The following is a 20,906-nucleotide window of genomic DNA, read 5'->3' on the forward strand; positions in this document are numbered from 1 at the left end:
ACCGCTGCTGACAGCCGGCCATCAAGATGACAACGCGCTACCAGTCAGCAAGCAGGGCTTCTCGTGGATCACGTAAAACCACTACCGCCCCACGCTCCTAGAGACTAAGCAGTACCCAACCGGACCCCAGCGGACCGGTTCAGGTACCGAGGAATCGCCGGTACTTCGCGGCCTGCAGCTCAAAGGATCTTTGGGCGGCAGGCCGCAGTCCGTTAACGTCGTCGAAGGGCTCAGGCACGACGACGGCAGCGCCGCGGGCTGCCTCCCAGGTGCCGATCACCTGGCCGCCTACGACGATCGTTTTCCGGAAGACGCCATTGCCGCCCGGCACGATCCTGTTCGCATGCTCGGGCGGCAGTACGAGCGACCGGTCCTTGTAACCCAGCAGGAACTCATCGAACCCGGGCAGCGCCAGCACCAGACGCCCGGCGGGGACGCCGGTGTCGAGCAGGGCGGCCGTCTCCGGGGAAAGCCAGTAGCTGGTCCCCTCGAAGGTGATCTCCGCCAGCTGGTCTTTCACGGTGGCCAGGGCGGTGCGGACCTCCGTCAGGGGAATGCCGGACCACCAGGAAAAGTCACGCTCCGTGGCTGGCCCGTGGCTGCGCAGGTAGCGCAGCAGCCACTCGGCGATGCCCTCGTCACGGTCCAGGCTCCGCGACGCGGTGATCCAGTCGTCGAAGGCCACCACCAGTTGCTGGTTGCCGGCCAGCGGACCCTGCACCAGCAGGCCCCGCTGGCAGAGGGCCCCGAGCAGGTGGATACCGCGCTGCCCGGCCGTGGACTGGCCGGCCCGTTCGAAGGCCTGGAACAGCTCCGTCCGGCTGGCGGCCGCCCCGCCGGCGACGAGCTGCAGCGCGGTTCCGGCAGCGGCGTCGACGTCCGCGGCCGAGATCTCCAGCTCGCGGTGGCGCCCGGCCAGGCCGCGGATCAGCCGGTCGGCGGTGATCGCCAGCATCCACTTCAGGTCTTCGGGTGCCAGCAGGTGCAGGGTGCCGCGCATCGGCCAGGAGCGGACGATCTCGCCCCGGTCCAGGGCGCTGCGGATATCGCCGACGCGGGAGCCCGGAACCCGCTGGCCGACGGCCCAGAGCGCGGCGCCGAGGTCCTGCGCCTGCATTGCCGTCATCCAGCGCACGGCGGCCGCGGCGTCGGAAAATCCGGTCCCGGCCAGGCCCTGCGCGGCGAGCCGCAGCCGGCCCAGCACCGCCGGGCTCAGCCGGGCCCTCGCTGTCCCTGTCATGTCCCCAATGCTAGGACGCCGGAGGGTCCGTTCCCAGCCGCCGTCCAGCCGGACTCTTTACCCTTGATGGATGACCATGAGCGAGATGTGGCCGCTGCTGCGGCCCTTGAGCAGGAGGCTGGCCGTGCTGGGCTGGGCTTCCAGTGCCGTCGGCATGGCCGCGGGGCTCGCGATTGCGATTGCCAGCGGAACGCGGCTCTCCCCGATGATGAGCTCGTTGCAGCTCGTGGCCGTGGTGTCGATGGCGGTGGCGGTGGCGAGTTTTGTCACGGCCGCCGCGGTGCAGCCGCGCACCCCCGCACGGGACAACGGTGAACAACGTGACGGGCGGGAACCCGGGGACCTCCCGGACACCGTGCAGAGCCTGCTGTTCGGTTCGCTGGCCATGCTGGCCGGGGCGGCCGTGTTCGCCGTCGCGGGTCTTTGGCTCCGGAGCGGGCCCAGCAACCAGTCCGTGGCGTTTTGCGAGGTCTTCCTCCTCGGCGCCGCCGCGTCCGGCTTCACCTTCCTGCTGTTCAGCCGGGTCGTGCCGCACCGCCGCAGGGGCTGAAGACTCCTAGAGTTCGACGCCGATCAGCAGCGGTTCCGGGTGCAGTTCAATGCCGAAGCGTTCGACGACGCCGCGGCGCACCTCACGCGCGATCGCCAGCAGGTCCGCGGTGCTGGCGTTTCCCCTGTTGGTGATGGCCAGGGTGTGTTTGGTGGACAGCGCGGCCCGCCCGCCGGAAACGCTGTCCGGTTCCAGCCCGAAGCCTTTGCCGTAGCCGGCCTGGTCGATCAGCCAGGCAGCCGAGAGCTTGGTCAGACCGTCCGCACCGCCCGGGTAGCGCGGCGCGTCATCCGGCAGCCCCGCGGCCACGGCTGCCGGCACGATCGGGTTGGTGAAGAAGGACCCGGTGGAGTAGGTGTCCCGGTCCGCAGCGTCCCACATCATGCCCTTGGACGCCCGCAGCCGGAGCACCTCGCGCCGGACATCGCTGGCATACGCCCGCTTGCCGGCCTCGACGCCCAGCACGCGGGCGAGTTCGGCGTAGCGGATGGGGGCGCTCATCCGGCCGAGCGGCAGCTGGAATTCGACCGTGAGCACCACGTAGCGGGGCGAGCCGTTGACGGTGGTCTGCTTGAGGATCGAATCCCGGTAGCCGAATTTCAGTTCGGAACTGGCGAAGGTCCGCACGGCGTTGCGTTCCCGGTCCCAGGTCCGCACGGTGGCGATGGTCTGGGAGACGTCCGAGCCGTAGGCGCCGACGTTCTGGACCGGGGTGGCGCCGGTGGCGCCCGGGATGCCGGAGAGCGCCTCGATCCCGGACCAGGCGTGCCGCACCGCGTGCTCGACCAGGGCGTCCCAGTTGTGCCCGGCCTGGACCACCACGGCGACCCCGCCGCAGGAGTCCTCCGCGTTGACTTCGAACCCCTCGGAGGCAATTTTCACTACGGTGCCGGGGAACCCGTCGTCGGACACCAGCAGGTTGGAGCCCCCGCCGATGATCAGCAGGGGCTCACCGGCCGCGTCCGCCGAGCGGACGGCCTCGATGATCTCGGCTTCCGTGTGGGCTTCGATGAAGCGGCCGGCGGGGCCGCCGACGGCGGCCGTGGTCAGGGCGGAAAGCAGTGTCTGGGTCACCCCACCAGCCTAGCCGGGGATGGCGGGGCTCCGTTAAGCGGGGCCGCGGTGGCCAGCCGGGGATGGCCGGACTCCCCTGAGCGGTGGCCGCTAGCCGATTTTCCTGGCCACCGGCGAGAGCAGGAAGCTGACCACGAGCATCACCATCACGGCCAGCAGGGAGTGCAGAATGCCGACATGCTCTGCCAGCAGGCCCAGCAGCGGCGGGCCGCAGAGGAACGCCCCGTAGCCGATCGTGGAGACCACCGAGACGCGGGCGGCGGCCCTGGCCGGATCGTCGGCGGCGGCGGACATGCCCACCGGGAAACCCAGCGAGGCGCCCAGTCCCCAGACTGCGAGGGCCACGTAGGCCACCCACGGCACCGGCGCGAAAACGAACAGGCCCAGTCCCAGCACGGCGAGGGCGGCGCACCAGCGCATCACCGGGACGCGGCCGAATCGGTCCAGGACCACGGTGCCGGCGAAGCGCCCGATGGTCATGAACGTGACGAAGAGCCCGTACCCCGCGGCGCCCGCGGCGTCGGACTGGCCGTGGCCGTCGGCCAGCGCCAGGGCCACCCAGTCCCCCGCCGCGCCTTCGGCCAGGGCCAGCCCCAGCACGAGCACGCCCAGCAGCAGCGTCCGGCGGTCGCGCCAGGCCAGGGCGATCTGCCGCCTGGTGTCCAGCGGTTCATCGGGCCGTTCCGGAGCGGGCAGGATGACCGGAATGGGTCCGGTGGAAGGGTCGTCGAAGGTGTCGGGCCGGGCCGGTTTGAAGGCCGGGCCGCCGTCCACTGGGGTGATGTCAGCACGGAACCAGGCCGCGGCGGTGGCCACGGACGCGGCGACGAGGAGCCCCACCGCGGCAAAGTGCCAGAACACCGGCACGCCGGCGCCTGCGGCCCAGGCTCCGGCCGCCGCTCCTGCGACGGTGCCGAGGCTGAACGATCCATGCAGCCGGGGCATGATGTGCCGGCGGACGGCGCGTTCCACCGCGGCACCCTCGACGTTGGAGGCGGTGTTCCAGCTGGCGGTGCCGAGGCCGATCACGGCCAGCCCCGCCGCCGCGACGGGCGGACTGACCAGGACCGATGTGCCCAGGCCGGAGAGCACCAGCCCGGCGCCGACCAGGATGCTGCCGATCCGGATGGTTTGCTTCGAGCCGAACCGCAGCACAATCAACCCCGACGCCGAGACTGATATGAAGGAGCCCAGGGTCATGCAGAGCAGCAGCAGCCCGACATTCCCCGGCGTCAGGTCCAGCCCGTCGCGGATGGCCGGCAGCCGTGACACCCAGGTGGCGAACGCGATGCCGCTGACTGCGTAGGCGGTCACGACGGCGTTACGCCAGTGCGTGACCTCCGCCGTCTGGCCGGTGCGCAGGTTCACAGCATCGCCATGCGGTTTAGCCCAGCCTGACGACGGCCTGCGCCTTGACCAGCACCTTCTGGCCGGCGCTGGTGACGGTGAGGTCCACGCGGGCGGTGCCCTTGTCGGCGTCGAGCGCTCCGATGGCGCCGCGGATCTCGATTACCGCGCCGGCCTCGGCCGTCCCCGTGGTGTCGGACACCGGGACCGGTTTTGTGAAGCGGGTCTGGAAGTCGACGACGGCGGCGGGGTCGCCGGACCAGTCGGTCACCAGCTGCACAGCGGCGCCCATGGTGAACATGCCGTGCGCGATCACGCCGGGCAGGCCCACGCTGGTGGCGAAGGCCTCGTTCCAGTGGATCGGGTTGAAGTCGCCGGAGGCTCCGGCATATTTGACGAGGTCAGAGCGGGTGACGGTGATGCTGCGGCTGCCGATGTCCTGGCCGACGGCGAGTTCCGAAAATGTGGGTGTCATGGTTACTGTCCCTCTCCGCGGACCAGAATGGACGAGGTGGCGGTGGCGACGGCCTCGCGCGCATCGTTGCCGGCCGCGCCGGTGACCGCGCCGGCGTCGCGGTCGGAGGCTGCACCGGTGGCCGCGCCGGCGTCGGCGTTCGCGCCGGCGGTCAGAGCGAAGATTTCCGAGCGGGTGGTGATCATCGCGCCCCCGCCCATGGCACGGACGCCGTCGACGTGCAGTTCGGCCACGAGCCGGTCGCCCGCGACGATGGGCCGGTGGTGAATGAAGCGCTGGTCCGCGTGGACCACCCGGGAGAAGTCAATGCCGGAGTCCGGGTCCTCGATCAGCTGGGCGTCGGCCCGTTGCGCCACGATGATGGCGAAGGTCGGGGGCGCCACGAGGTCGCTGTGGCCCAGCGCACGGGCGGCGTCCACCTCAAAGTGGGCCGGGTGGGTGGCCTTGACGGCGCGGGCGAACTCGCGGATTTTCTCGCGGCCGACGTCGTACACCTCTTGGGCAGGGTAACTGCGCCCCTGCAGATCCGGATTAATAGTCATGGTTCCAGCCTAGCGTCAGGCCTCCGGCCGCCGTTGCCGATGACAGCGGGTGACCAGAATGACGGAACGCGGTATGATGAAAACATCATTTCATCAATCCATGTCCCGTTGCGGCGTCCGCCGGGCCAGAAAGCGCAGGCAGCGATGATTTCGGCAGCGCAAACCCCCTTGTACGAGATCAAGGCGAACCTGTTCAAGGCCCTCGCCCACCCGGCGCGGATCCGCGTGCTCGAATTGCTGTCCGCGGCGCCGGACAACTCGGCGCCCGTCAGTTACCTGCTGGCCGAGACGGGCCTCGAAGCATCGCACCTGTCCCAGCACCTCGCCACGCTGCGCCGGCATGGGGTGGTGGTCTCCTCCCGTTCCGCCAACGCCGTGACCTACCGGCTGGCCCATCCGAAGATCGCTGAACTGCTGGCCATCGCCCGGACCTTCCTCCTCGACAGCCTGGCCGATTCCAACGAGCAGCTCAAACTCGCGCACGATCTACCCAGCGATCATCTGCAGGGCTCCAATTCATGAGCGTCGCCCGGGCGCATCTCAGCCGGTTCCTGCCGTCCCGCCGGGACTATGACGGGCTCCGCTCCTCCTGGAAAACGGATCTGCTCGCCGGCATCACCGTGGGGATCGTGGCCCTGCCGCTGGCACTGGCCTTCGGCGTGAGTTCCGGCGTCGGCGCCGAAGCGGGACTCATCACCGCCGTCGTGGCCGGACTGGTCGCCGCGGTTCTGGGCGGCTCGCACGTGCAGGTCTCCGGTCCCACCGGCGCGATGGTGGTGGTGCTGGCCCCGGTTGTCGCCGCCCACGGCGCCGGCAGCATCGCCCTGGTGTCCCTGATGGCCGGGCTGCTGGTGGTCCTCCTGGGCATCAGCGGGCTCGGCCGGGCCGTGGCCTTCATCCCGTGGCCGGTGGTGGAGGGGTTCACCCTCGGCATCGCCGCGATCATCTTCCTCCAGCAGGTCCCGATGGCCACCGGCACCGAGGGCATACCCGGCCACAACACCCTGCTCGCCGCCGTCGAGAGCGCCTCCCAGGCCACCTCGCCCGCCGTGCTTCAGACGCTCGGCGTCGTGGTGGGGGTGGCGGCTGTGATGCTTCTGCTGCCGAGGCTGAACAAGTCCCTGCCCGCGAGCCTGATCGCGGTCCTGCTGGCCACCGTGGCCGCCGAGCTGCTTCGACTGGAAATTCCCCGGATCGGCGAGCTGCCGCATTCGCTGTCAGCACCGTCCCTGCCGTCGCTGGATCCGGCAACGCTGGGCGGGCTGCTGATGCCGGCGGTGTCCATCGCGGCGCTGGCGGCGATCGAATCGCTGCTCTCCGCCCGGGTGGCGGCCGGCATGGTGGGCCCGGACGGAAGGCCCTCCGGGGCCTACAGCCCGGACCGGGAGCTCACCGGGCAGGGTCTCGCCTCCGTCGCTGCCGGGCTGTTCGGCGGCATGCCGGCCACCGGTGCCATCGCCCGGACCGCCGTCAACGTCCGCTCCGGAGCCAAGACCCGGCTCTCCGCGATCGTTCACGCGCTGGTGCTGCTGGCCATCATTTACCTGGCCGCGGGGCTGGTCGGCAGGATCCCGCTCGCGGTCCTCGCCGGGATCCTGATGGTCACGGCCACCCGCATGGTGTCACGGCGAACGGTGCAGGCCATCATGCACTCCACCCGGGCCGATGCCTTTGTCTTCATCCTGACGGCCCTGATCACCGTGGCGTTCGACCTGATCGTGGCCATCGAGATCGGGCTTGTCGCCGCGGCCCTCTTCACGTTGCGGAAGTTCGCCTCGCTCAGCGGGGTGAACCGCGAGGAGGTTCCGGGACCGCGCGTGGAAGGGGACGAGCACATCGCCATCTTCCGGCTCGACGGGGCCATGTTCTTTGGCGCAGCGGAGCGCGTTCTGCAGGAAATCAGCCAGGTCAAGGACATCCAGGTGGCCATCATCCGGCTGTCCCAGGTGCGGATGCTCGACGCGACCGGGGCCCACACGCTGGTCGAGGTCATCGCGGCGCTGGAGCTGCGCGGCGTCACGGTCCTGCTGAAGGGTGTCCAGCCGCAACACCTCGAGCTGGTGACCAACGTCGGGGTGATCCGTTCGCTGCGGCATCACAAGCACCTGTTCACGTCGCTGCCCGAGGCCGTGGAACACGCCCGCAGCCACGTGCTGCGGAACGCCGCGGCCAAGGTAACTTCGGGCTAACGCAGGTCCGGGCCAAACGTGTCTTCCGGGCCGAACGTGCCTTCCGGGCCGAACGTGTCTTCCGGGCCAAACGTGCCTTCCGGGCCGAACGTGCCTTCCGGGCCGAACGTGTCTTCGCACTAACATTTTTCGGGGGCTAACGCCGGAGGTTCTTCCGGATCGTCTGCCCGCGGACCACGATCCCGGCAATGTGCAGGACGAGGCCAAGGCCGATCACCGCGAGGGATGCGACCGCAAGGCCCTGGTTACCGGTGGTGTTCCCCACCAGGTTCAGGCCAATGCCGACGGCGAGCAGCCCCATTGCGCTGAAAACCAGCACCTTGTAGGTGGTTGAGGCGGAGTCCCAGAATTCTTTCAGCACCGTGCCATTCTACTGGGGACCACCGGCAACGCCGCGACACTCAAAATGCCTGGCGACACACAAAATGCCGGACGACGCGCGAATACGGGCGCGTCCGGTATTTTGCGCGTCGCGGGGAAATTTCAGCGTCAGAACAGTGGCTCCTGCACGGCCGGAACCTCGGTTCCGTGGTCGCCGAGTTCGATCGTCCGCGCCTTCAGCTGGGCAAGGTTGACGATGAACTCGAGGTCGGTGCCGTCGAGCCGCGCCAGCGCGACGGTGCCACTCAGTGAGTCGATCCGGAACCCGTGGGCACCGGTGCTGAGCTCAGTGGGGTAGGCGTGACGGACAGCCGGCGCGCAGGCCGCCTCCGCCAACCCCGGCCGCAGCCATTTTTCGTCCACGACCTCGAAGCCGGCGTCCCCGATTCCGGCCAACAACTCGCGGACGTGGCCGGCCAGCCGGCTGTTCAGGGCCTCCAGTTCGGCGGCGGGCGCAGGCCCGGTCAAGGCCGCGGCCTTCGCCGCCGAGCGGACCTGCTGCGGAACACCGGCGTCGCGGGTTATCAGGTCCTCGAGGATCCTGACCACGCGGCCGTCCACGGCCCGGGCGACGTATCGTGCGACGACGGCGCCCTGCTCGGCGAGCCTCTTCCATTTCCGCAGGTTCGCGGCGGTGCCCACCTTGTTCGCACCGTTGGCGAACGTCGCGATGTACAGCCAATGCGGCTGCATCAGGTAGGCACGCAGCCCCGGCGGCACACGCCCGCCCCGGTGGAAGTCGTGGATGAGCCTCGAATCGTCCACCGCAAAGCACCGCTCGCACTGGCTGCCCTTGACGGCCTGGGCGCGTGCCGGGCAGAGGACGTGGTCCCGGTCAGCGGGGCCGTGCACCTTGTGGTGTCCGAGGCAGCCTTTCCCGTCGGCGGCCAGGCGGAAGCCCAGCCGGATGCCGGCGCCGAGCGGCAGGTCGGTGAAGCCGCCGCCAGGGTCCTGCAGGCGCATCGCCGGCAGCCCCCGGGCCGGGTCCGGTGATCCGGCCGGCTCGGCATCCCAAAAGACCCCGTGGACCAGATAGCGGGTATCGGTCACGGGGTCTCCTTTGGTTCGGGTGCGGCTAGAGGGCCGGCTGCACCCCAAAGGCTACCGCGAGCTTCATGATCTTCTCGGCGCGGCCCAGGCGCGGAAGGTCGGAGCCGTCGCGGATCACGCGGCCGCTGGCCTCGAAGTCGGCCATAAAGTCCGTGGCCCAGGCGACGTCGGACGGCGTCGGGCTGATGACCTCGTTGATGACCGGGGTCTGGTCGATGGCAAGGCAGAGCTTGCCGGTCATGCCCATCATCACGGTGATGCCGGTCTGCTCGCGGAGGATCGGGTGGTTGGTGCCGACCGTGGGGCCGTCGATGGGGCCCGGCAGGTTCCCGACGCGGCTGGCCACAACGAGCTTGGCGCGCGGGTAGGCCATGGCCTCGGCGGTGGCGGCCATGCCCGTGTCGCGGCGGAAGTCGCCCGAACCGAAGGCCAGCCGGAACGCTCCCTGGGCCTTGGCGATGTTGTTGGCTTCCTCGATGCCCACGGCAGACTCGACGAGCGGAATGACCGGAGTCTTGCCGTCCATCCGGTGGAAGCTTTCGGTGACCTGGTCCGCGGACTCGGTTTTGGCCAGCATCACGCCCAGCAGGCCCGGGGTTCCGCGGAGCCCGGCCAGGTCGTCAGCCCAGAACGGGCTCGTGGCGTCGTTGATCCGGACCCAGGCGCTGCCGCCGGCGGTCAGCCAGTCCACAACGTTCCCGCGGGCCGCCTCCTTCTGCGAGGGGTCCACCGCGTCCTCGATGTCCAGGATGATGGCGTCTGCGCGGGACCCGGCCGACGGTTCGAAGAGCTCAGGCTTCATTGCGTTGACCAGCAACCAGGAGCGGGCGATTTCGGCGGGGATGTTGCGCTGGGGCCGGACGGTCCCGGCGGTGGTGGTGGAAGTCATGTATCTACGCTAGCCGCCCGGGGGTGTTTCCCGCTAAGCGATCCGGCCCTCTGGGGCGACCAATACGACCAAAATCACGTCCCAACCCCATCAGACCTGCAGCAGGGGCCGTTCTGTAGCTTCAGAACGACTGTGGAGTCTCAGAACGGCCCCTGCCGCGAGCCGGATGGGCGGGCATGACGGCGGGCTACGGGATGTTGCTACCGCGCGCCGTGACCCAGAGCCAGTACCACTCCGCCCGGGTCAGCGATTTGGCGACCTCGGCCGCGTCCGCGCAGGCCCGGATGCGGTCCGGGTTGGCGGTGCCGATCACGGGGGCGATTCCGGCCGGGTGCTTCATCAGCCAGCCCAGCAGGACCGATTCCCCGGTCGTCTTCTTCTCGGCGGCCAGCTGCGCCACCAGCGCGGCGGTCGCCTCCTCCGCGGCCGACGGCGCCGGGGCCGGAGCCCCGGTATAGAGGCCGCGCGCGAGGGATCCGTACGCCTGGAGGGTGATTCCGTGCCGGGCACAGTACTCGACGGTGCCGTGCGGGAAGCTGTAGTCGGTCCCGTCGGCATGGTTGACGAGCACCGTGCTCTCCAGCCAGGCGCGTTTGAACAGGCTCATCTCCAGCTGGTTGGCCACCACCGGCGTCTCGAGCCGGTCTTGCAGCACCTCGATCTGCGCACCGGACATGTTGGACACGCCCAGCGCCCGGACCTTGCCTTCGTCCATCAGCTGCCCGACGGCGGCAGCCACCTCCGCCGGGTCCATCAGCGGATCGGGACGGTGGAGCATCAGGACGTCCACGTAGTCCGTGCGGAGCCGGGCCAGGCTCTCGTTGACCCGGGCCAGGATGGCCTCCCGGCTCAGATCGTAATAGGTCTCCAGGCCCTGTTCGTTCAGCCGGATGCCGCACTTGGTCTGCAGCCGGATGCGTTCGCGCAGCCCGGGTGCCTGCGCCAGAACCTCGCCAAAGACCGCTTCGGACTTGCCGCCACGGTAAATGTCGGCATGGTCGAAGATGGTGATGCCTGTTGCCAGGGCGGCTTCGACGGCGGCGGCCGCCTCATCCACGTGCGCGGACGAGTGCGGTTCCGACGACCAGCTGCCGCCCAGGCCCATGCAGCCGTAAATCAGTTCCTGGGCGGGCTGTCTGGCAGGAGAGCTCACCGCAGCCAGACGGTGGTGCTGCCCGGCAGAAGCTTTCCGTCGAGCGGTCCGCTGCTGAGCAGCACCTCCCCGGCGGGGAGTTCCACTGACTCGTTGCCGAAGTTGGTCACGGTCTGCCAGCCGCCCGGGCGGCTGAAGTGCAACACTCCCCGGCCGGTCTTGTGCCATTGAAGTTCCTCGGAGGTCTGCAGTTCACGGCGCAGTTTCAACGCCGCGCGGTAGAACTCAAGGGTTGACCCCTCGACCCCGTCCTCGGCTGCGACAGCATAGCGGCTGAACCAGGCCGGCTGCGGCAGGTGCGCCCCGCCGTCGCCGAACCCGAACGAGGGGCCCTCAGGTGTCCAGGGCAGCGGGACCCGGCAGCCGTCGCGGCCGATCTCGACGCCCTTGTTGCGGAAGAAGGTCGGGTCCTGGCGGTCGGCGTCGGGGATCTCCACGACCTCCTGCAGTCCGAGCTCCTCACCCTGGTAGAGGTACGCGGAGCCCGGCAGTGCCAGCATCAGCTGGGTGGCCGCGCGGGCGCGGCGCAGCCCGAGGTCGATGTCCAGTTCCTCGGCCGGGGCACCGGCCAGCAGCCAGCCCTTGCCGTCCTGGCCCTTGGCGTGCCTGCCGCCACCCTGGGGAAGCCCGTAGCGCGTGGCGTGGCGGACGACGTCGTGGTTGGAAAACACCCAGGTGGAGGAGGCGCCGGATTCGGTGGCCTCGGCGAGGTTCCGGGTGATGATCTCGCGGAACTCCTCGGCGTCGAAGTCGGCCTGGAGCAGGTCGAAGTTGAAGGCCTGGCCGAGGCCCTGCGGGCTCGCGTAGCGGCCGCGGCGGCTGGCGTGGACCCAGGCTTCGGCGACGGCGGTGCGCGGCGGGTTGTATTCGTTGAAGACCTCGCGCCATTCGACGTAGATCTCGTGGACCTCGTCGCGGTCCCAGAACGGGTGCGAGCCGTCGTCGTGGCCGTCCGCCCCGGTGGCCCCGGTCAGCTCGACCTTGGACAGCAGCGGCTCGGTGAGGTCCTTGGTCAGGGCGTGGGCCACGTCGACCCGGAAGCCGTCCACGCCGCGGTCGGACCAGAAGCGGAGGGTGGTGAGGAAATCATCGCGGATTTCGCGGTTGGACCAGTTCAGGTCCGGCTGTTCCTTGGCAAAGATGTGCATGTACCACTGGCCGGGGGTGCCGTCCGGCTCGGTGATGCGTTCCCAGGCCGGGCCGCCGAAGACGGACTCCCAGTCCGACGGCGGGATCTCGCCGTTTTCGCCCTTGCCGTCCCGGAAGATGTAGCGCTCCCGGGCGTCGGAGCCCCGCGGGGACGCGAGGGCTTCCTGGAACCAGACGTGGCGGTTGGAGGAGTGGTTCGGGACGATGTCGGCGATCAGCTTGATGCCCGCGGCGTGCAGGGCGGCGGACATCTCAGCGAAGTCCTCGAGCGTCCCGAGCTTGGGGTCAACGTTGCGGTAGTCGTCGACGTCGTACCCGCCGTCGGCGAGGGCCGAGGGATAGAAGGGGCTGAGCCAGACGGCGTCGATCCCGAGTCCCTTCAGGTACGGGACCTTGGCCGTGATGCCCTTGATGTCGCCGAGGCCGTCCCCGTTGGAGTCGGCGAAGCTGCGCGGGTAGATCTGGTACACGGCTGCCTGCCGCCACCAGTTCGGGTCGGCGGCGAGATCGGAACCGGACAGGGTTGCCAGCGTGGCGGTGTTGGACAAGGGGTGATCCTTAAAGGTTCGAAACTGGTTCTGGTAATTTAGATACAAGCTAAATATATTGCCTGGACAATTATGGGTCCGGGCTGACGGGGAGGTCAAGATGGCGCTGCCGCACGCCGCGACGCCCCAGCTGCTGCGCCGGGTGAACGCCCAGTCGGTGCTCGGCGTCATCCGGGACACGGAGGTGGCCACCGGTTCGGAGCTGATGGCCCGGACCGGGCTGTCGCGCGCATCCGTTATCGCCGTCTGCGAGGACCTGATCCGGCGCGGCTGGATCCGCGAGCTGAACGCCCGGGACGAGGACCAGCCCGGCAGCCCGCGCAAGGGACGCCCCGCCCGGCGCTTCGAACTCCACTCGAGGGCTGGATTCGTCCTGGGCCTCGACCTCGGCGCGGCCACTACCACCGCAGCCGTCGCGGATCTCCGCGGCACCGTCGTCGGACGCTGCACCGAGCGCTTCCGGGCCGCTGACATCCCCGCGGCGGAGCGGATCGACGTCGTCGACCGGGCATGCCGCCGGGCGCTGGCGGCCGCCGGGACCGGCCCCGGGAACGTGCTCGCCGTGGGCGCGGGCATCGCCGCGCCGGTTGACCGCGACGGCAAGGTGCTGGTCACCCAGCATTTCTGGAGCCTGTTCGACGTCGGGCTCCGGACGGCGCTGAAGGACCTGCACGGCTGGACGGTACTGCTGGAAAACGATGCCAACCTGGCCGCCCTGGGCGAACGCTGGCGCGGTTCCGGGGCCGGCGTCGACGACCTCGTGGTGCTGCTGGCCGGCGAGCGGCTGGGCGCAGGGGTGCTGGAGTCCGGGCGGCTGCTGCACGGCAGCCGCGGCGGGGCCGGCGAGATGGGGTACCTGGAACTGGTGCAGGGTGTCGGCTCCACCGACGGCATCGCCAGCCTGGCCAGGCAGTGGTCCGCTGCCGGCGGCGGGCCTGCCGCGGGCGGCGAGCCGAGCGCACGGCGGGTCTTCGAGGATGCCGCCGCCGGGGAACCCGCGGCGCTGGCCATCCTCGACCGGATCTCGGACCGGATGGCCCGGGTGATCGCCTCCGTGGCGAGTTTCATCAACCCGGAGCAGGTGGTGATCGGCGGCGCGGTGGCTGATTCCGCCGGGGTGCTGCTGCCCGGCATCACGGCCCTGCTCCCCAGCTTCACCGCAACACCGCCGCGCGTGACGGTCTCGCCGCTGGGCAACGCGATCGTCACCATGGGCGCCATCCGGCACGCCCTGGACTACGTCGAGACGAACGCCCTGGAGCTGGAGCTCAGGAAATAGGGCGGGCTACTCCGGCATGATCATGGTGCGCAGGTCCAGCTGCCGGAGGACCCTGTCTGCGACCTCGGGGGCCATCCCGGGTTCATTGCGGGCGGCGAGGACTTCCTGGCGGGCGGCGTCGAGCGCGATCGTCTGGACGGCAATCGCCAGCTCGCGCCCGCGTTTGCGCATCTCCCCCACGCTTTCGTTGCGGATGCTGCCGTCCAGCAGTTCGGCGTGCAGCCGGGTCATTTTGTCCTTGACCAGCGCCACCTTCTCGGGCGGCAGCTCCTTCATCAGCTCGTTCGCCTGCAGCGCCGCGATGGCCGCCTCCTGTGCCCGTCGGGCGAGAACCCGGGCGGCGTCGCGCTCTTCCGAGCCGTCGCCCGAAGCCTTCAGGACCCGCATCAGCCACGGCAGCGTCAGCCCCGGCAGCACCAGGGTGGCCAGCAGCACCGCGCACGCGATGACAATGAGCTGGCTCCGGGCCGGGAACGGGCTCCCGTCGGCAATGGTCAGCGGGAGCGCGAGGGCGAGAGCCAGGGTGGCGAGCCCGCGCATCCCGCACCAGGTGAGGATGAGGACCTCCTTGGCGGAATTGGGCCGCAGTGAATCCTCCGGTGTGCGGGCCAGCCCGGACATCAGGGCCATCCACGCGAACCGGACCGCGAACACCAGCACGCAGACCACCACGGCGTTGCCGATCATCCCGACGATTCCGGCACCTTCGTCCCGGATGACCTGCCGCACTTCCAGTCCGACCAGGCCGAAGGCGAGCCCGGTGACCAGCAGCTCCACGACATCCCAGAAGGCGGTGCGGGTGACCCGCTCGGCGGCGTCCTGCGGCCGGGCGTGGCGCTGAATCTCCAGGGCCGTGACGACGACGGCGACGACCCCCGAGGCGTGCACCTCCTCGGCGAGGATGTAGGCCGCGAACGGCACCACCAGGGTCACTGCGGTGCGGGCCACGAGTGACTGGACCAGCCGGGTGATGAGGCTGGTAAACCAGCCCATGCCGATCCCGACGGCTACCGCAATCGCCGCGCCGAGGACAAACTTCAGGACGACGTCGGCTGAGAATTCGGTGCCGGACACCGTCGCGGCAACGGCAGCCTGGAAGATGACGATGGCGGCGGCGTCGTTGAAGAGCCCCTCGCTTTGCAGCACCGTGATGAGCCGCCGGGGCATGTGGACGCGGCCCGCGATGGACTCCACGGCCACCGGGTCCGGCGGGGCGACCATGGCCCCCAGGGCGATCGCCGCGGGAATACCGATCCCCGGGATCAGGAGCCAGGCCGCTCCCGCGACCACCGCCGTCGAGACCACCACAAGGGCCACGGCAAGCATCAGCAGTGTGCGCCACCGGACCCGGAACACGGCCCAGGAACTGCGTTGGGCCGTGGCGAAGAGCAAGGGCGGCAGGAAGATCGGCAGGATCAGTTCCGGCGCAAATGCAATTTCGGGAAATCCCGGGATGAACGTCAGCGATGCGGCCAGGATGAGCATCAGGACCGGAAACGGCAGCCGCAGCCGGTCCCCGACGCCGACAGCCACGACCGTGGCCAGCAGCAGTCCAACGATGAGTGCCAACTGGTCCATAGGCCCACTTTCCCCGGGAGTCATCGGGTCGGGCCGTTGCGTCGGATGAGCCGGCCGCCCCCACAACTGTACCGGCACATGGAGACGTCGCCGGGGCGCGTCGGCGGCGTCCCGCCGCTTTAGCTCGCCGGTTCCAGGGCAGCAGCAAGTGGCAGCGTGCCGTCCCGGAATTCGATGGTGCGCCGGGCCGTTGAGGGAAGGTCCAGCACGGCTGCGGCCACGAGGGCTACGTTGACGCGGGCTGTTTCCCGGGCGCCGGAGGTATCCGCCGGGTCAACCTCGATCAGGCCGTTGCCGGGCCCGTCAGTGAGCGCTCCCGGCCCCAGGATGGTCCAGTTCAGGCCCGTTCCGCGGAGGTATGCGTCGGCGGCCGCCTTGGCCTCGGCGTAGGCGAAGAAGCTGTTGTCCTCGGGAACGCCGTGATCCGGGCCGGCGCCGAGATAGGAGACCATGATGTACCGCCCGACGCCGGCGCTGACTGCCGCGTCCATCGACCGGATGGCGGCGTCCCGGTCCACTGCGTAGGTCCGCTCGGGGCTTCCGCCGCCGGCGCCGGCCGACCAGACCACCGCATCGTGGTCCCGGAGCGCTGCGGCTATCTCCGCCGTCGTCGAATGTTCAACGTCCAGTACCACGGGAGTGGCGCCCGTCGCTTCGACGTCCTCCCGGTGGCCGGGGTTGCGGATGAACGACGTTACGTCCGTTCCTTCACCGGAGAGGATGCGGGAGAGTTCCAAAGCCACTTTGCCGTGGCCGCCAATGATTGCGATTCGCGTCATGGACCCATTCTGTCCCACCGGCCAACCAGTCACCGGTCATTAATCCGAAACTAGTCGTTGAAAGCTTCATTACTGATCAGTCCAGCCGCTGGCCGAATGCTGGCATCAGGCCCCGTATGTAGTCTCTGTTTAGGTGATCTTGGTCGTAGTAGATGGCAACGCCCCCGACGGCGCTGTAGCAGCTGGAGTCATCACAGAAATACCGGCTCAGGTCCACAGGCCGAACCATTGGGTGGTTCAATTCTTCTACCGCGGCCACCATTGGATCCAGCGGCAACGCCTTGTCCCTGGGCACGGCGCAGCTCTGAGGCTTCTCTGAGTTGACGGCTAGGCACTCTGCGCTTCGCACTGCGCCGTTCAACGGTGGATCGTAGATAGGTTGGACTATTGCGCCCACTTCTAGCCAGCGCGTCCAATGTCTGACGAATCCGTCGGCATATTGTGCTGTCTGAGAGCGGCCTGTCCCGTCATCTATTTCCTCACCAGCGGCGAACATGCTGACAAACACCCTACTGGGCCTGTCTCGCTCTATGGCTGTTGCGACGGTCTGGCTCCACCGCCGACAATCGGCGGTCGTCGCTGGATCCGCGGCCCGCCCCCCGTAACCGGTAAATGGGGCGTCCACTAGCGGACAGCCGCCGAAGTAGCTCCATTTCAGCTTCCAGTGACGCTCTTTCGCGAGCTCAAAAATCGCTGTCTGCCATTGTTGGGCATGAGAATCACCTACCAGCCAGACAGTTTCGGCGTTGGGATCTCCGGCCGAAAGATCGCAAGTGGCCGGGTGGCCGCCAAGGCCATCACGGAGCGTGTTGTCGTTGGTCGGACACTCGTCGGGATACTGGGCGTATGAGTTCAAGGGGCCCATGTCGGGAAGAGCCACGGGCATGGTCCAGTGGTTGCCGCAGTCTTCTTCATTCCGATCTACGACAGCGGCTCCTCGGCAAGGATTAGCGGCCATCCTTTCGGCGTCGGCGGCGGCCATGTTCGACCGTTGAACGCCCAGGAGACCCAGGCCCAGGGCAGCCACGGAAACGGCCACCATACCGGCAACAAGACCCATAAACACTTTAAGCGGGCGGTCCTGTCGACCACCTTGCTGGATCCACTTTTCTTCTACGAAGGTCTTAGTCAACCAAGCGAGTCCCAAAGCCGCTGCCAAGACGAGGAGTCGAATGCCGAACGTCAGCTCGCTACCTGCAACGAAAGGCGCGACAACAATGAGCGGCCAATGCCACAGGTACAGCGAGTAGGAAATGCTACCCACGAACTGCACAGTCCTAGCGCCTGTGATGCGATCGTGCCACATCCGTATCCCGCTGGATCCTGCGAGGATGACAAGCGCGGTCCCCATGACCGGAAAAATGGCTGTCCAACCTGGAAATGGCGTTTCGTGGTCGAATGTCAGTGCAGTGGCGATAATCGTCGCGAACCCCGCCAGGGCTCCCCAGTTACGCATGCGAAGCGTCAGTGACGGCAAAGCGCCCGCAAGCGCGAGACCGGCGCCTATCCGAACTCCCAGATGCGGACGGGAGTCGAGAAATAGGCCTGATTGGGCGCCACGGTAGTGATGTAGACACTGATGAAGAGCGATGCGAGAGTGGTCAGTCCGATGCCTGCCAGAAGAATGGACTTGGAAGTCTTCCGCGTTCTACGAGCCAATGCAGACAGAGCCACCAATCCGAGCGGCCACAACAAATAGAACTGCTCCTCGACGGACAACGACCAGTAATGCTGGGCCATCGTTGCCGATTCATTCATGGCGGAGTAGTCAACCGATTTGGCGGCGAGGAGCCAGTTTTCAATGTAGAAGGTGCTGCCTAGAACCTCTTGGACCGTGGATTCCCACCGAGTGTGTGGGAGCGTGAGCCACGCAAGAAGCAGTGAGGCGACTAGCACGAGGAACGCTGCCGGTAGGAGGCGCCTCACCCGCCGGGCATAGAACGCTCCGAGTCGTATGCGGCCGCTCGCCTGAAGTTCCCTGACGAGGTGGGAGGTGATTAGGAACCCGGAAATCACAAAGAAGACGTCTACGCCTACGTAACCGCCCGATAGGCGTTGAGGCCATAGGTGATTCAGGACCACCAATCCGACGGCAAGTGCCCGCAGGGCCTGGATATCCGAGCGATGCCCCGTTCGCGCATCTCCTGCACCATTCCGCTCGGTAACACGCGCGGGGTTGGGCTCGTGTCGATCGGCCGTGACAGTCATGATTCCCTTTAACGTGCAGGCGAGATTCGTTGCCCGATCTCCAGCACGCAGCGGCGCAACACTAACAAAAGGACCCTGCAGGCTTGGCCTGCAGGGTCTCTCTGTAGCGGCGGGGAGGCTCGATCTCCCGACCTCACGATTATGAGTCGTGCATTAATTCCTTGCTATCAAAAGGTTTTCGCGGCATCAAACAGCCAAAAAGCAGCCACGCGCATTCCATGGTCGCCACCGGCACGACTACGGGGCAGGCGCGGGATTCAGCAAAGCGTCCACTCCCCTCGCAGATGCCTGTGCATCCTCGGCAAATAGGTGCGCATAAACATCCAGCGTCGTCATCGCTGATTTGTGGCCGGCAAGGTCCTGAATGACTTTCACCCCGGTACCCACCTTGTACGAGAGTGAGACGGCTGTCCGCCGCAGATCGTGAAACACGATGCTCGGAAAGCTCTCATCATTCACCTGGCACCGAGCGACAGCGGGATGAAGGACGCGGCGCGCGAAATTACTGGACCGCAACGGCGCACCCGACGGGGACGTAAACACCAGAGCCGACCGTCCGAGTGTCGCTACATGACTCGCCAGCATCGCCGCCACCGATCCCGGAATTGGCACGGTGCGTGGCCGGCGACCCTTTGTTGTCTCCCGGAACTCTAGCCGTCCTGCCACCGGCACCAGCGTGGTCCGCACAACAACTTCCGGGCGGGCACCGAAGCTGATGCCATCGACCCGAAGGCCAGCAACTTCTGACCACCGCAGCCCGGTGGTCCCCGCGAACAGGATGAGCAGTTTGTACGCTTCGTGGGATTTGTCGCTATAGCGGCCGCCGAGCGCCGCTTGCTCGGCCAGCGATTGCAACTGCTGGGCGGTGAGCGGAACTGGCTCTCTGGTCGGCTCAGGCGTTGGCACGTTATTGATTGAGGGTGTTTGTGCTGTCGGACCAGCGGAAACCTTTGTATCTGCCCGCTTTGAAGACCTCGGCCGTTGTGCTGGTCCAATAGCAGCGGCGCTTGGCCATGATCCATCCCGTGATGAGCAGTGGTATGCCCGGAACGAACCCTACCCAGGTCATCGGTTCCAGAATGGGGCCAAGAACGTCTGCGGGTCCGGGCATGCACTGATCTTATCGGCAGTATGCCACCGTCGGAGGGGACGGCGTATTTCTGTCACTCCCTGCCCGGCGTGGATAGGATGAAAGAGTTAGCCGCCGGTGACGGACCGGCGTGCGCCAACCGTAGGGAGAAACACCATGGGTTTGGATGACAAAATTAAGAACGCCGCCGAGAAGCTTGGCGGTAAGGGCAAAGAGGCCACAGGCGAAGCAACCGGTGATGAGAGCCTTAAGGCCGAGGGGCAGCGCGACCAGGCCAAGGGCGACCTGAAACAGGCCGGCGAGAAGGTCAAGGACGCTTTCAAGAAGAAAGACTAATCTCCGGGTTTAACAGGCAAAGGGTGCGGCTCCAGTGGAGCCGCACCCTTCATGCTTCTGATCGCCACGGTGAACCGGGCAGGTCCCGGTTAGGCGCTCGTGGCGTCCTGGACTTCGCCCACGAGCTCTTCGATGATGTCCTCCAGGAACAGTACGCCGGTGGTGTTGCCCTGGGCGTCGAAAGACCCGGGCGACGTGGGCGCCGGTGCGGCGCATCGTTGCCGGCGCGTCTTCAAGTTCGGCACCGCTGAACGCCGCCGCGAGGCGGCGGATCCGCTTGGCGGGCACAGGCTGAGATCCACGACGAGATCGTCCGCGTATTGGCCACAAGGGGAAGGAACAGGCTCTCCGGCAGCTTCCGTGCCGCCGTTTTCGGCGCCGACGACGGGCTCGTCAGCAACCTCTCCCTGGTGATGGGCATCAGCGCCAGCGGCGCGTCCAACGGGGTGGTCCTGCCCAGCGGCGTGGCCGGTCTGCTCGCCGGCGCCCTGTCCATGGGGGTCGGGGAATACGTTTCCGTCCGCTCCCAGCGCGAACTCCTCGAGGCCTCGACCCCGAACGAGGACGCACATAAGCGGCTCCCGCACCTGAACGTCGACGCGAACGAACTGGCCCTCCTGTACCGTGCCCGCGGCATGACCCCTGACGAGGCGAACGCCAAGGCCGCCGAGACGCTGCAAAACCCGCACGAGAAACCGATCGTGACATCCCCGGACCAGGACAAGCACGAAGCCGTCGGTACCGGGTTTGGCGCGGCCACTTCCAGCTTCCTGTTCTTCGCCTCCGGCGCCATCCTGCCCGTGCTCCCCAACCTGTTCGGACTGGAGGGCATCACCGCACTCATCGTCGCCGGCATCATCGTCGGCCTGGCACTGCTGACCACCGGCGCGATCGTCGCGCTGCTCTCCGGCGGCGCCCCGTTGAAAATGGCGCTGCGCCAGCTCGCCATCGGCTACGGCGCAGCAGCCGTGACCTACCTGCTCGGAATGCTGTTTGGAACCAGGACCGCGTAAACATCCATGGAAGTGCCGGACCGGCATTCTGCGGTG

Annotated in this window: 20 protein-coding genes and 2 pseudogenes; 6 read left to right on the plus strand and 16 right to left on the minus strand. The window is 67.8% G+C overall.

Annotated elements, in window-relative coordinates:
* Positions 1-139: 139 nt before the first annotated feature.
* Entirely contained in the window at positions 140-1,240 is a 1,101-nt protein-coding gene (locus AC50X9_RS19280) for a winged helix DNA-binding domain-containing protein (protein WP_494896300.1), read from the minus strand.
* Between the two features lie 70 nt (positions 1,241-1,310).
* Here AC50X9_RS19280 and AC50X9_RS19285 point away from each other — a divergent pair, with 70 nt between their 5' ends.
* Entirely contained in the window at positions 1,311-1,790 is a 480-nt protein-coding gene (locus AC50X9_RS19285; protein WP_494896303.1) for a hypothetical protein, read from the plus strand.
* A gap of 6 nt (positions 1,791-1,796) precedes the next feature.
* Here the strand turns inward: AC50X9_RS19285 and AC50X9_RS19290 are convergent, their stop codons facing one another.
* The 4 genes from AC50X9_RS19290 to AC50X9_RS19305 form a co-directional block, all read right to left on the minus strand.
* Positions 1,797-2,864, minus strand: a complete 1,068-nt coding sequence (locus tag AC50X9_RS19290; protein ID WP_494896305.1) for a UDP-N-acetylmuramate dehydrogenase — start codon at positions 2,862-2,864, stop codon at positions 1,797-1,799.
* Between the two features lie 90 nt (positions 2,865-2,954).
* Entirely contained in the window at positions 2,955-4,232 is a 1,278-nt protein-coding gene (locus AC50X9_RS19295; RefSeq protein ID WP_494896307.1) for an MFS transporter, read from the minus strand.
* 16 nt (positions 4,233-4,248) lie between these two features.
* Positions 4,249-4,686 carry a MaoC family dehydratase gene (locus AC50X9_RS19300; RefSeq protein ID WP_494896309.1) on the minus strand — a complete coding sequence of 146 codons (438 nt, stop codon included), beginning with the start codon at positions 4,684-4,686 and terminating at the stop codon, positions 4,249-4,251.
* A 2-nt stretch (positions 4,687-4,688) separates the two neighbouring features.
* Positions 4,689-5,228, minus strand: a complete 540-nt coding sequence (locus AC50X9_RS19305; protein WP_494896311.1) for an FAS1-like dehydratase domain-containing protein — start codon at positions 5,226-5,228, stop codon at positions 4,689-4,691.
* 144 nt (positions 5,229-5,372) lie between these two features.
* On the opposite strand from AC50X9_RS19305, the gene AC50X9_RS19310 reads away from it, so the two are divergent.
* Positions 5,373-5,750, plus strand: a complete 378-nt coding sequence (locus AC50X9_RS19310) for an ArsR/SmtB family transcription factor (protein WP_494896313.1) — start codon at positions 5,373-5,375, stop codon at positions 5,748-5,750.
* Positions 5,747-7,417 carry a SulP family inorganic anion transporter gene (locus AC50X9_RS19315; protein WP_494896315.1) on the plus strand — a complete coding sequence of 557 codons (1,671 nt, stop codon included), beginning with the start codon at positions 5,747-5,749 and terminating at the stop codon, positions 7,415-7,417. Before AC50X9_RS19310 ends, AC50X9_RS19315 begins: the two co-directional genes overlap by 4 nt.
* A gap of 136 nt (positions 7,418-7,553) precedes the next feature.
* On the opposite strand, the gene AC50X9_RS19320 is transcribed toward AC50X9_RS19315, so the two are convergent.
* The 5 genes from AC50X9_RS19320 to AC50X9_RS19340 all read right to left on the minus strand — a co-directional run bounded on the left by AC50X9_RS19320 (position 7,554) and on the right by AC50X9_RS19340 (position 12,587).
* Complete coding sequence (locus AC50X9_RS19320; RefSeq protein ID WP_494896317.1) at positions 7,554-7,778, minus strand: DUF3188 domain-containing protein; 225 nt, start codon at positions 7,776-7,778, stop codon at positions 7,554-7,556.
* 128 nt (positions 7,779-7,906) lie between these two features.
* Entirely contained in the window at positions 7,907-8,848 is a 942-nt protein-coding gene (locus tag AC50X9_RS19325; RefSeq protein WP_494896319.1) for a DUF2797 domain-containing protein, read from the minus strand.
* 25 nt (positions 8,849-8,873) lie between these two features.
* Complete coding sequence (locus AC50X9_RS19330) at positions 8,874-9,737, minus strand: HpcH/HpaI aldolase/citrate lyase family protein (protein WP_494896321.1); 864 nt, start codon at positions 9,735-9,737, stop codon at positions 8,874-8,876.
* A gap of 187 nt (positions 9,738-9,924) precedes the next feature.
* Positions 9,925-10,890, minus strand: a complete 966-nt coding sequence (locus tag AC50X9_RS19335) for an aldo/keto reductase (protein ID WP_494896323.1) — start codon at positions 10,888-10,890, stop codon at positions 9,925-9,927.
* Positions 10,887-12,587, minus strand: a complete 1,701-nt coding sequence (locus AC50X9_RS19340; RefSeq protein ID WP_494896325.1) for a glycoside hydrolase family 13 protein — start codon at positions 12,585-12,587, stop codon at positions 10,887-10,889. The genes AC50X9_RS19335 and AC50X9_RS19340 overlap by 4 nt, the downstream gene beginning before the upstream one ends.
* A 100-nt stretch (positions 12,588-12,687) precedes the next feature.
* Here AC50X9_RS19340 and AC50X9_RS19345 point away from each other — a divergent pair, with 100 nt between their 5' ends.
* Entirely contained in the window at positions 12,688-13,866 is a 1,179-nt protein-coding gene (locus AC50X9_RS19345) for an ROK family transcriptional regulator (RefSeq protein WP_494896327.1), read from the plus strand.
* Between the two features lie 6 nt (positions 13,867-13,872).
* Here AC50X9_RS19345 and AC50X9_RS19350 read toward each other — a convergent pair whose 3' ends face one another.
* The 5 genes from AC50X9_RS19350 to AC50X9_RS19370 form a co-directional block, all read right to left on the minus strand.
* Positions 13,873-15,444, minus strand: coding sequence for a Na+/H+ antiporter (locus tag AC50X9_RS19350; RefSeq protein ID WP_494896329.1), 1,572 nt, complete (start codon positions 15,442-15,444; stop codon positions 13,873-13,875).
* Between the two features lie 119 nt (positions 15,445-15,563).
* Positions 15,564-16,223 (minus strand): NAD(P)H-binding protein, encoded by a 660-nt coding sequence (locus AC50X9_RS19355; protein WP_494896331.1) that lies wholly within the window; start codon positions 16,221-16,223, stop codon positions 15,564-15,566.
* 76 nt (positions 16,224-16,299) lie between these two features.
* On the minus strand, positions 16,300-17,679 hold the full coding sequence (locus AC50X9_RS19360) for an acyltransferase family protein (protein WP_494896333.1): 1,380 nt from the start codon (positions 17,677-17,679) through the stop codon (positions 16,300-16,302).
* Between the two features lie 47 nt (positions 17,680-17,726).
* Entirely contained in the window at positions 17,727-18,431 is a 705-nt protein-coding gene (locus AC50X9_RS19365; protein WP_494896335.1) for an acyltransferase family protein, read from the minus strand.
* A gap of 237 nt (positions 18,432-18,668) precedes the next feature.
* Positions 18,669-19,337, minus strand: a complete 669-nt coding sequence (locus AC50X9_RS19370) for a tyrosine-type recombinase/integrase (protein ID WP_494896337.1) — start codon at positions 19,335-19,337, stop codon at positions 18,669-18,671.
* Between the two features lie 340 nt (positions 19,338-19,677).
* Between AC50X9_RS19370 and AC50X9_RS19375 the strand changes: the two genes are divergently transcribed.
* Positions 19,678-19,857, plus strand: coding sequence for a CsbD family protein (locus AC50X9_RS19375; protein WP_494896339.1), 180 nt, complete (start codon positions 19,678-19,680; stop codon positions 19,855-19,857).
* A gap of 89 nt (positions 19,858-19,946) precedes the next feature.
* Here AC50X9_RS19375 and AC50X9_RS19380 read toward each other — a convergent pair.
* A pseudogene (locus tag AC50X9_RS19380) lies at positions 19,947-20,151 on the minus strand (hypothetical protein); the annotation flags it as partial.
* On the opposite strand from AC50X9_RS19380, the pseudogene AC50X9_RS19385 reads away from it, so the two are divergent.
* Positions 20,142-20,870 (plus strand): annotated as a pseudogene (locus AC50X9_RS19385) (VIT1/CCC1 transporter family protein); the annotation flags it as partial. The pseudogenes AC50X9_RS19380 and AC50X9_RS19385 sit on opposite strands and share 10 nt — an antisense overlap.
* Positions 20,871-20,906: the final 36 nt, after the last annotated feature.

The sequence above is a fragment of the Pseudarthrobacter sp. HLT1-3 genome (genome assembly GCF_059383535.1).

What these genes read in the sequence shown, in the direction of transcription:
- AC50X9_RS19285 (WP_494896303.1), top strand. Translation starts at nt 1,311, where the DNA reads ATGACCATGAGCGAGATGTGGCCGCTGCTGCGGCCCTTGAGCAGGAGG.
- AC50X9_RS19330 (WP_494896321.1), bottom strand. Translation starts at nt 9,737, where the DNA reads ATGACTTCCACCACCACCGCCGGGACCGTCCGGCCCCAGCGCAACATC.
- AC50X9_RS19350 (WP_494896329.1), bottom strand. Translation starts at nt 15,444, where the DNA reads ATGGACCAGTTGGCACTCATCGTTGGACTGCTGCTGGCCACGGTCGTG.
- AC50X9_RS19310 (WP_494896313.1), top strand. Translation starts at nt 5,373, where the DNA reads ATGATTTCGGCAGCGCAAACCCCCTTGTACGAGATCAAGGCGAACCTG.
- AC50X9_RS19300 (WP_494896309.1), bottom strand. Translation starts at nt 4,686, where the DNA reads ATGACACCCACATTTTCGGAACTCGCCGTCGGCCAGGACATCGGCAGC.
- AC50X9_RS19305 (WP_494896311.1), bottom strand. Translation starts at nt 5,228, where the DNA reads ATGACTATTAATCCGGATCTGCAGGGGCGCAGTTACCCTGCCCAAGAG.
- AC50X9_RS19375 (WP_494896339.1), top strand. Translation starts at nt 19,678, where the DNA reads ATGGGTTTGGATGACAAAATTAAGAACGCCGCCGAGAAGCTTGGCGGT.
- AC50X9_RS19315 (WP_494896315.1), top strand. Translation starts at nt 5,747, where the DNA reads ATGAGCGTCGCCCGGGCGCATCTCAGCCGGTTCCTGCCGTCCCGCCGG.
- AC50X9_RS19345 (WP_494896327.1), top strand. Translation starts at nt 12,688, where the DNA reads ATGGCGCTGCCGCACGCCGCGACGCCCCAGCTGCTGCGCCGGGTGAAC.
- AC50X9_RS19355 (WP_494896331.1), bottom strand. Translation starts at nt 16,223, where the DNA reads ATGACGCGAATCGCAATCATTGGCGGCCACGGCAAAGTGGCTTTGGAA.
- AC50X9_RS19360 (WP_494896333.1), bottom strand. Translation starts at nt 17,679, where the DNA reads ATGCGTAACTGGGGAGCCCTGGCGGGGTTCGCGACGATTATCGCCACT.
- AC50X9_RS19365 (WP_494896335.1), bottom strand. Translation starts at nt 18,431, where the DNA reads ATGACTGTCACGGCCGATCGACACGAGCCCAACCCCGCGCGTGTTACC.
- AC50X9_RS19280 (WP_494896300.1), bottom strand. Translation starts at nt 1,240, where the DNA reads ATGACAGGGACAGCGAGGGCCCGGCTGAGCCCGGCGGTGCTGGGCCGG.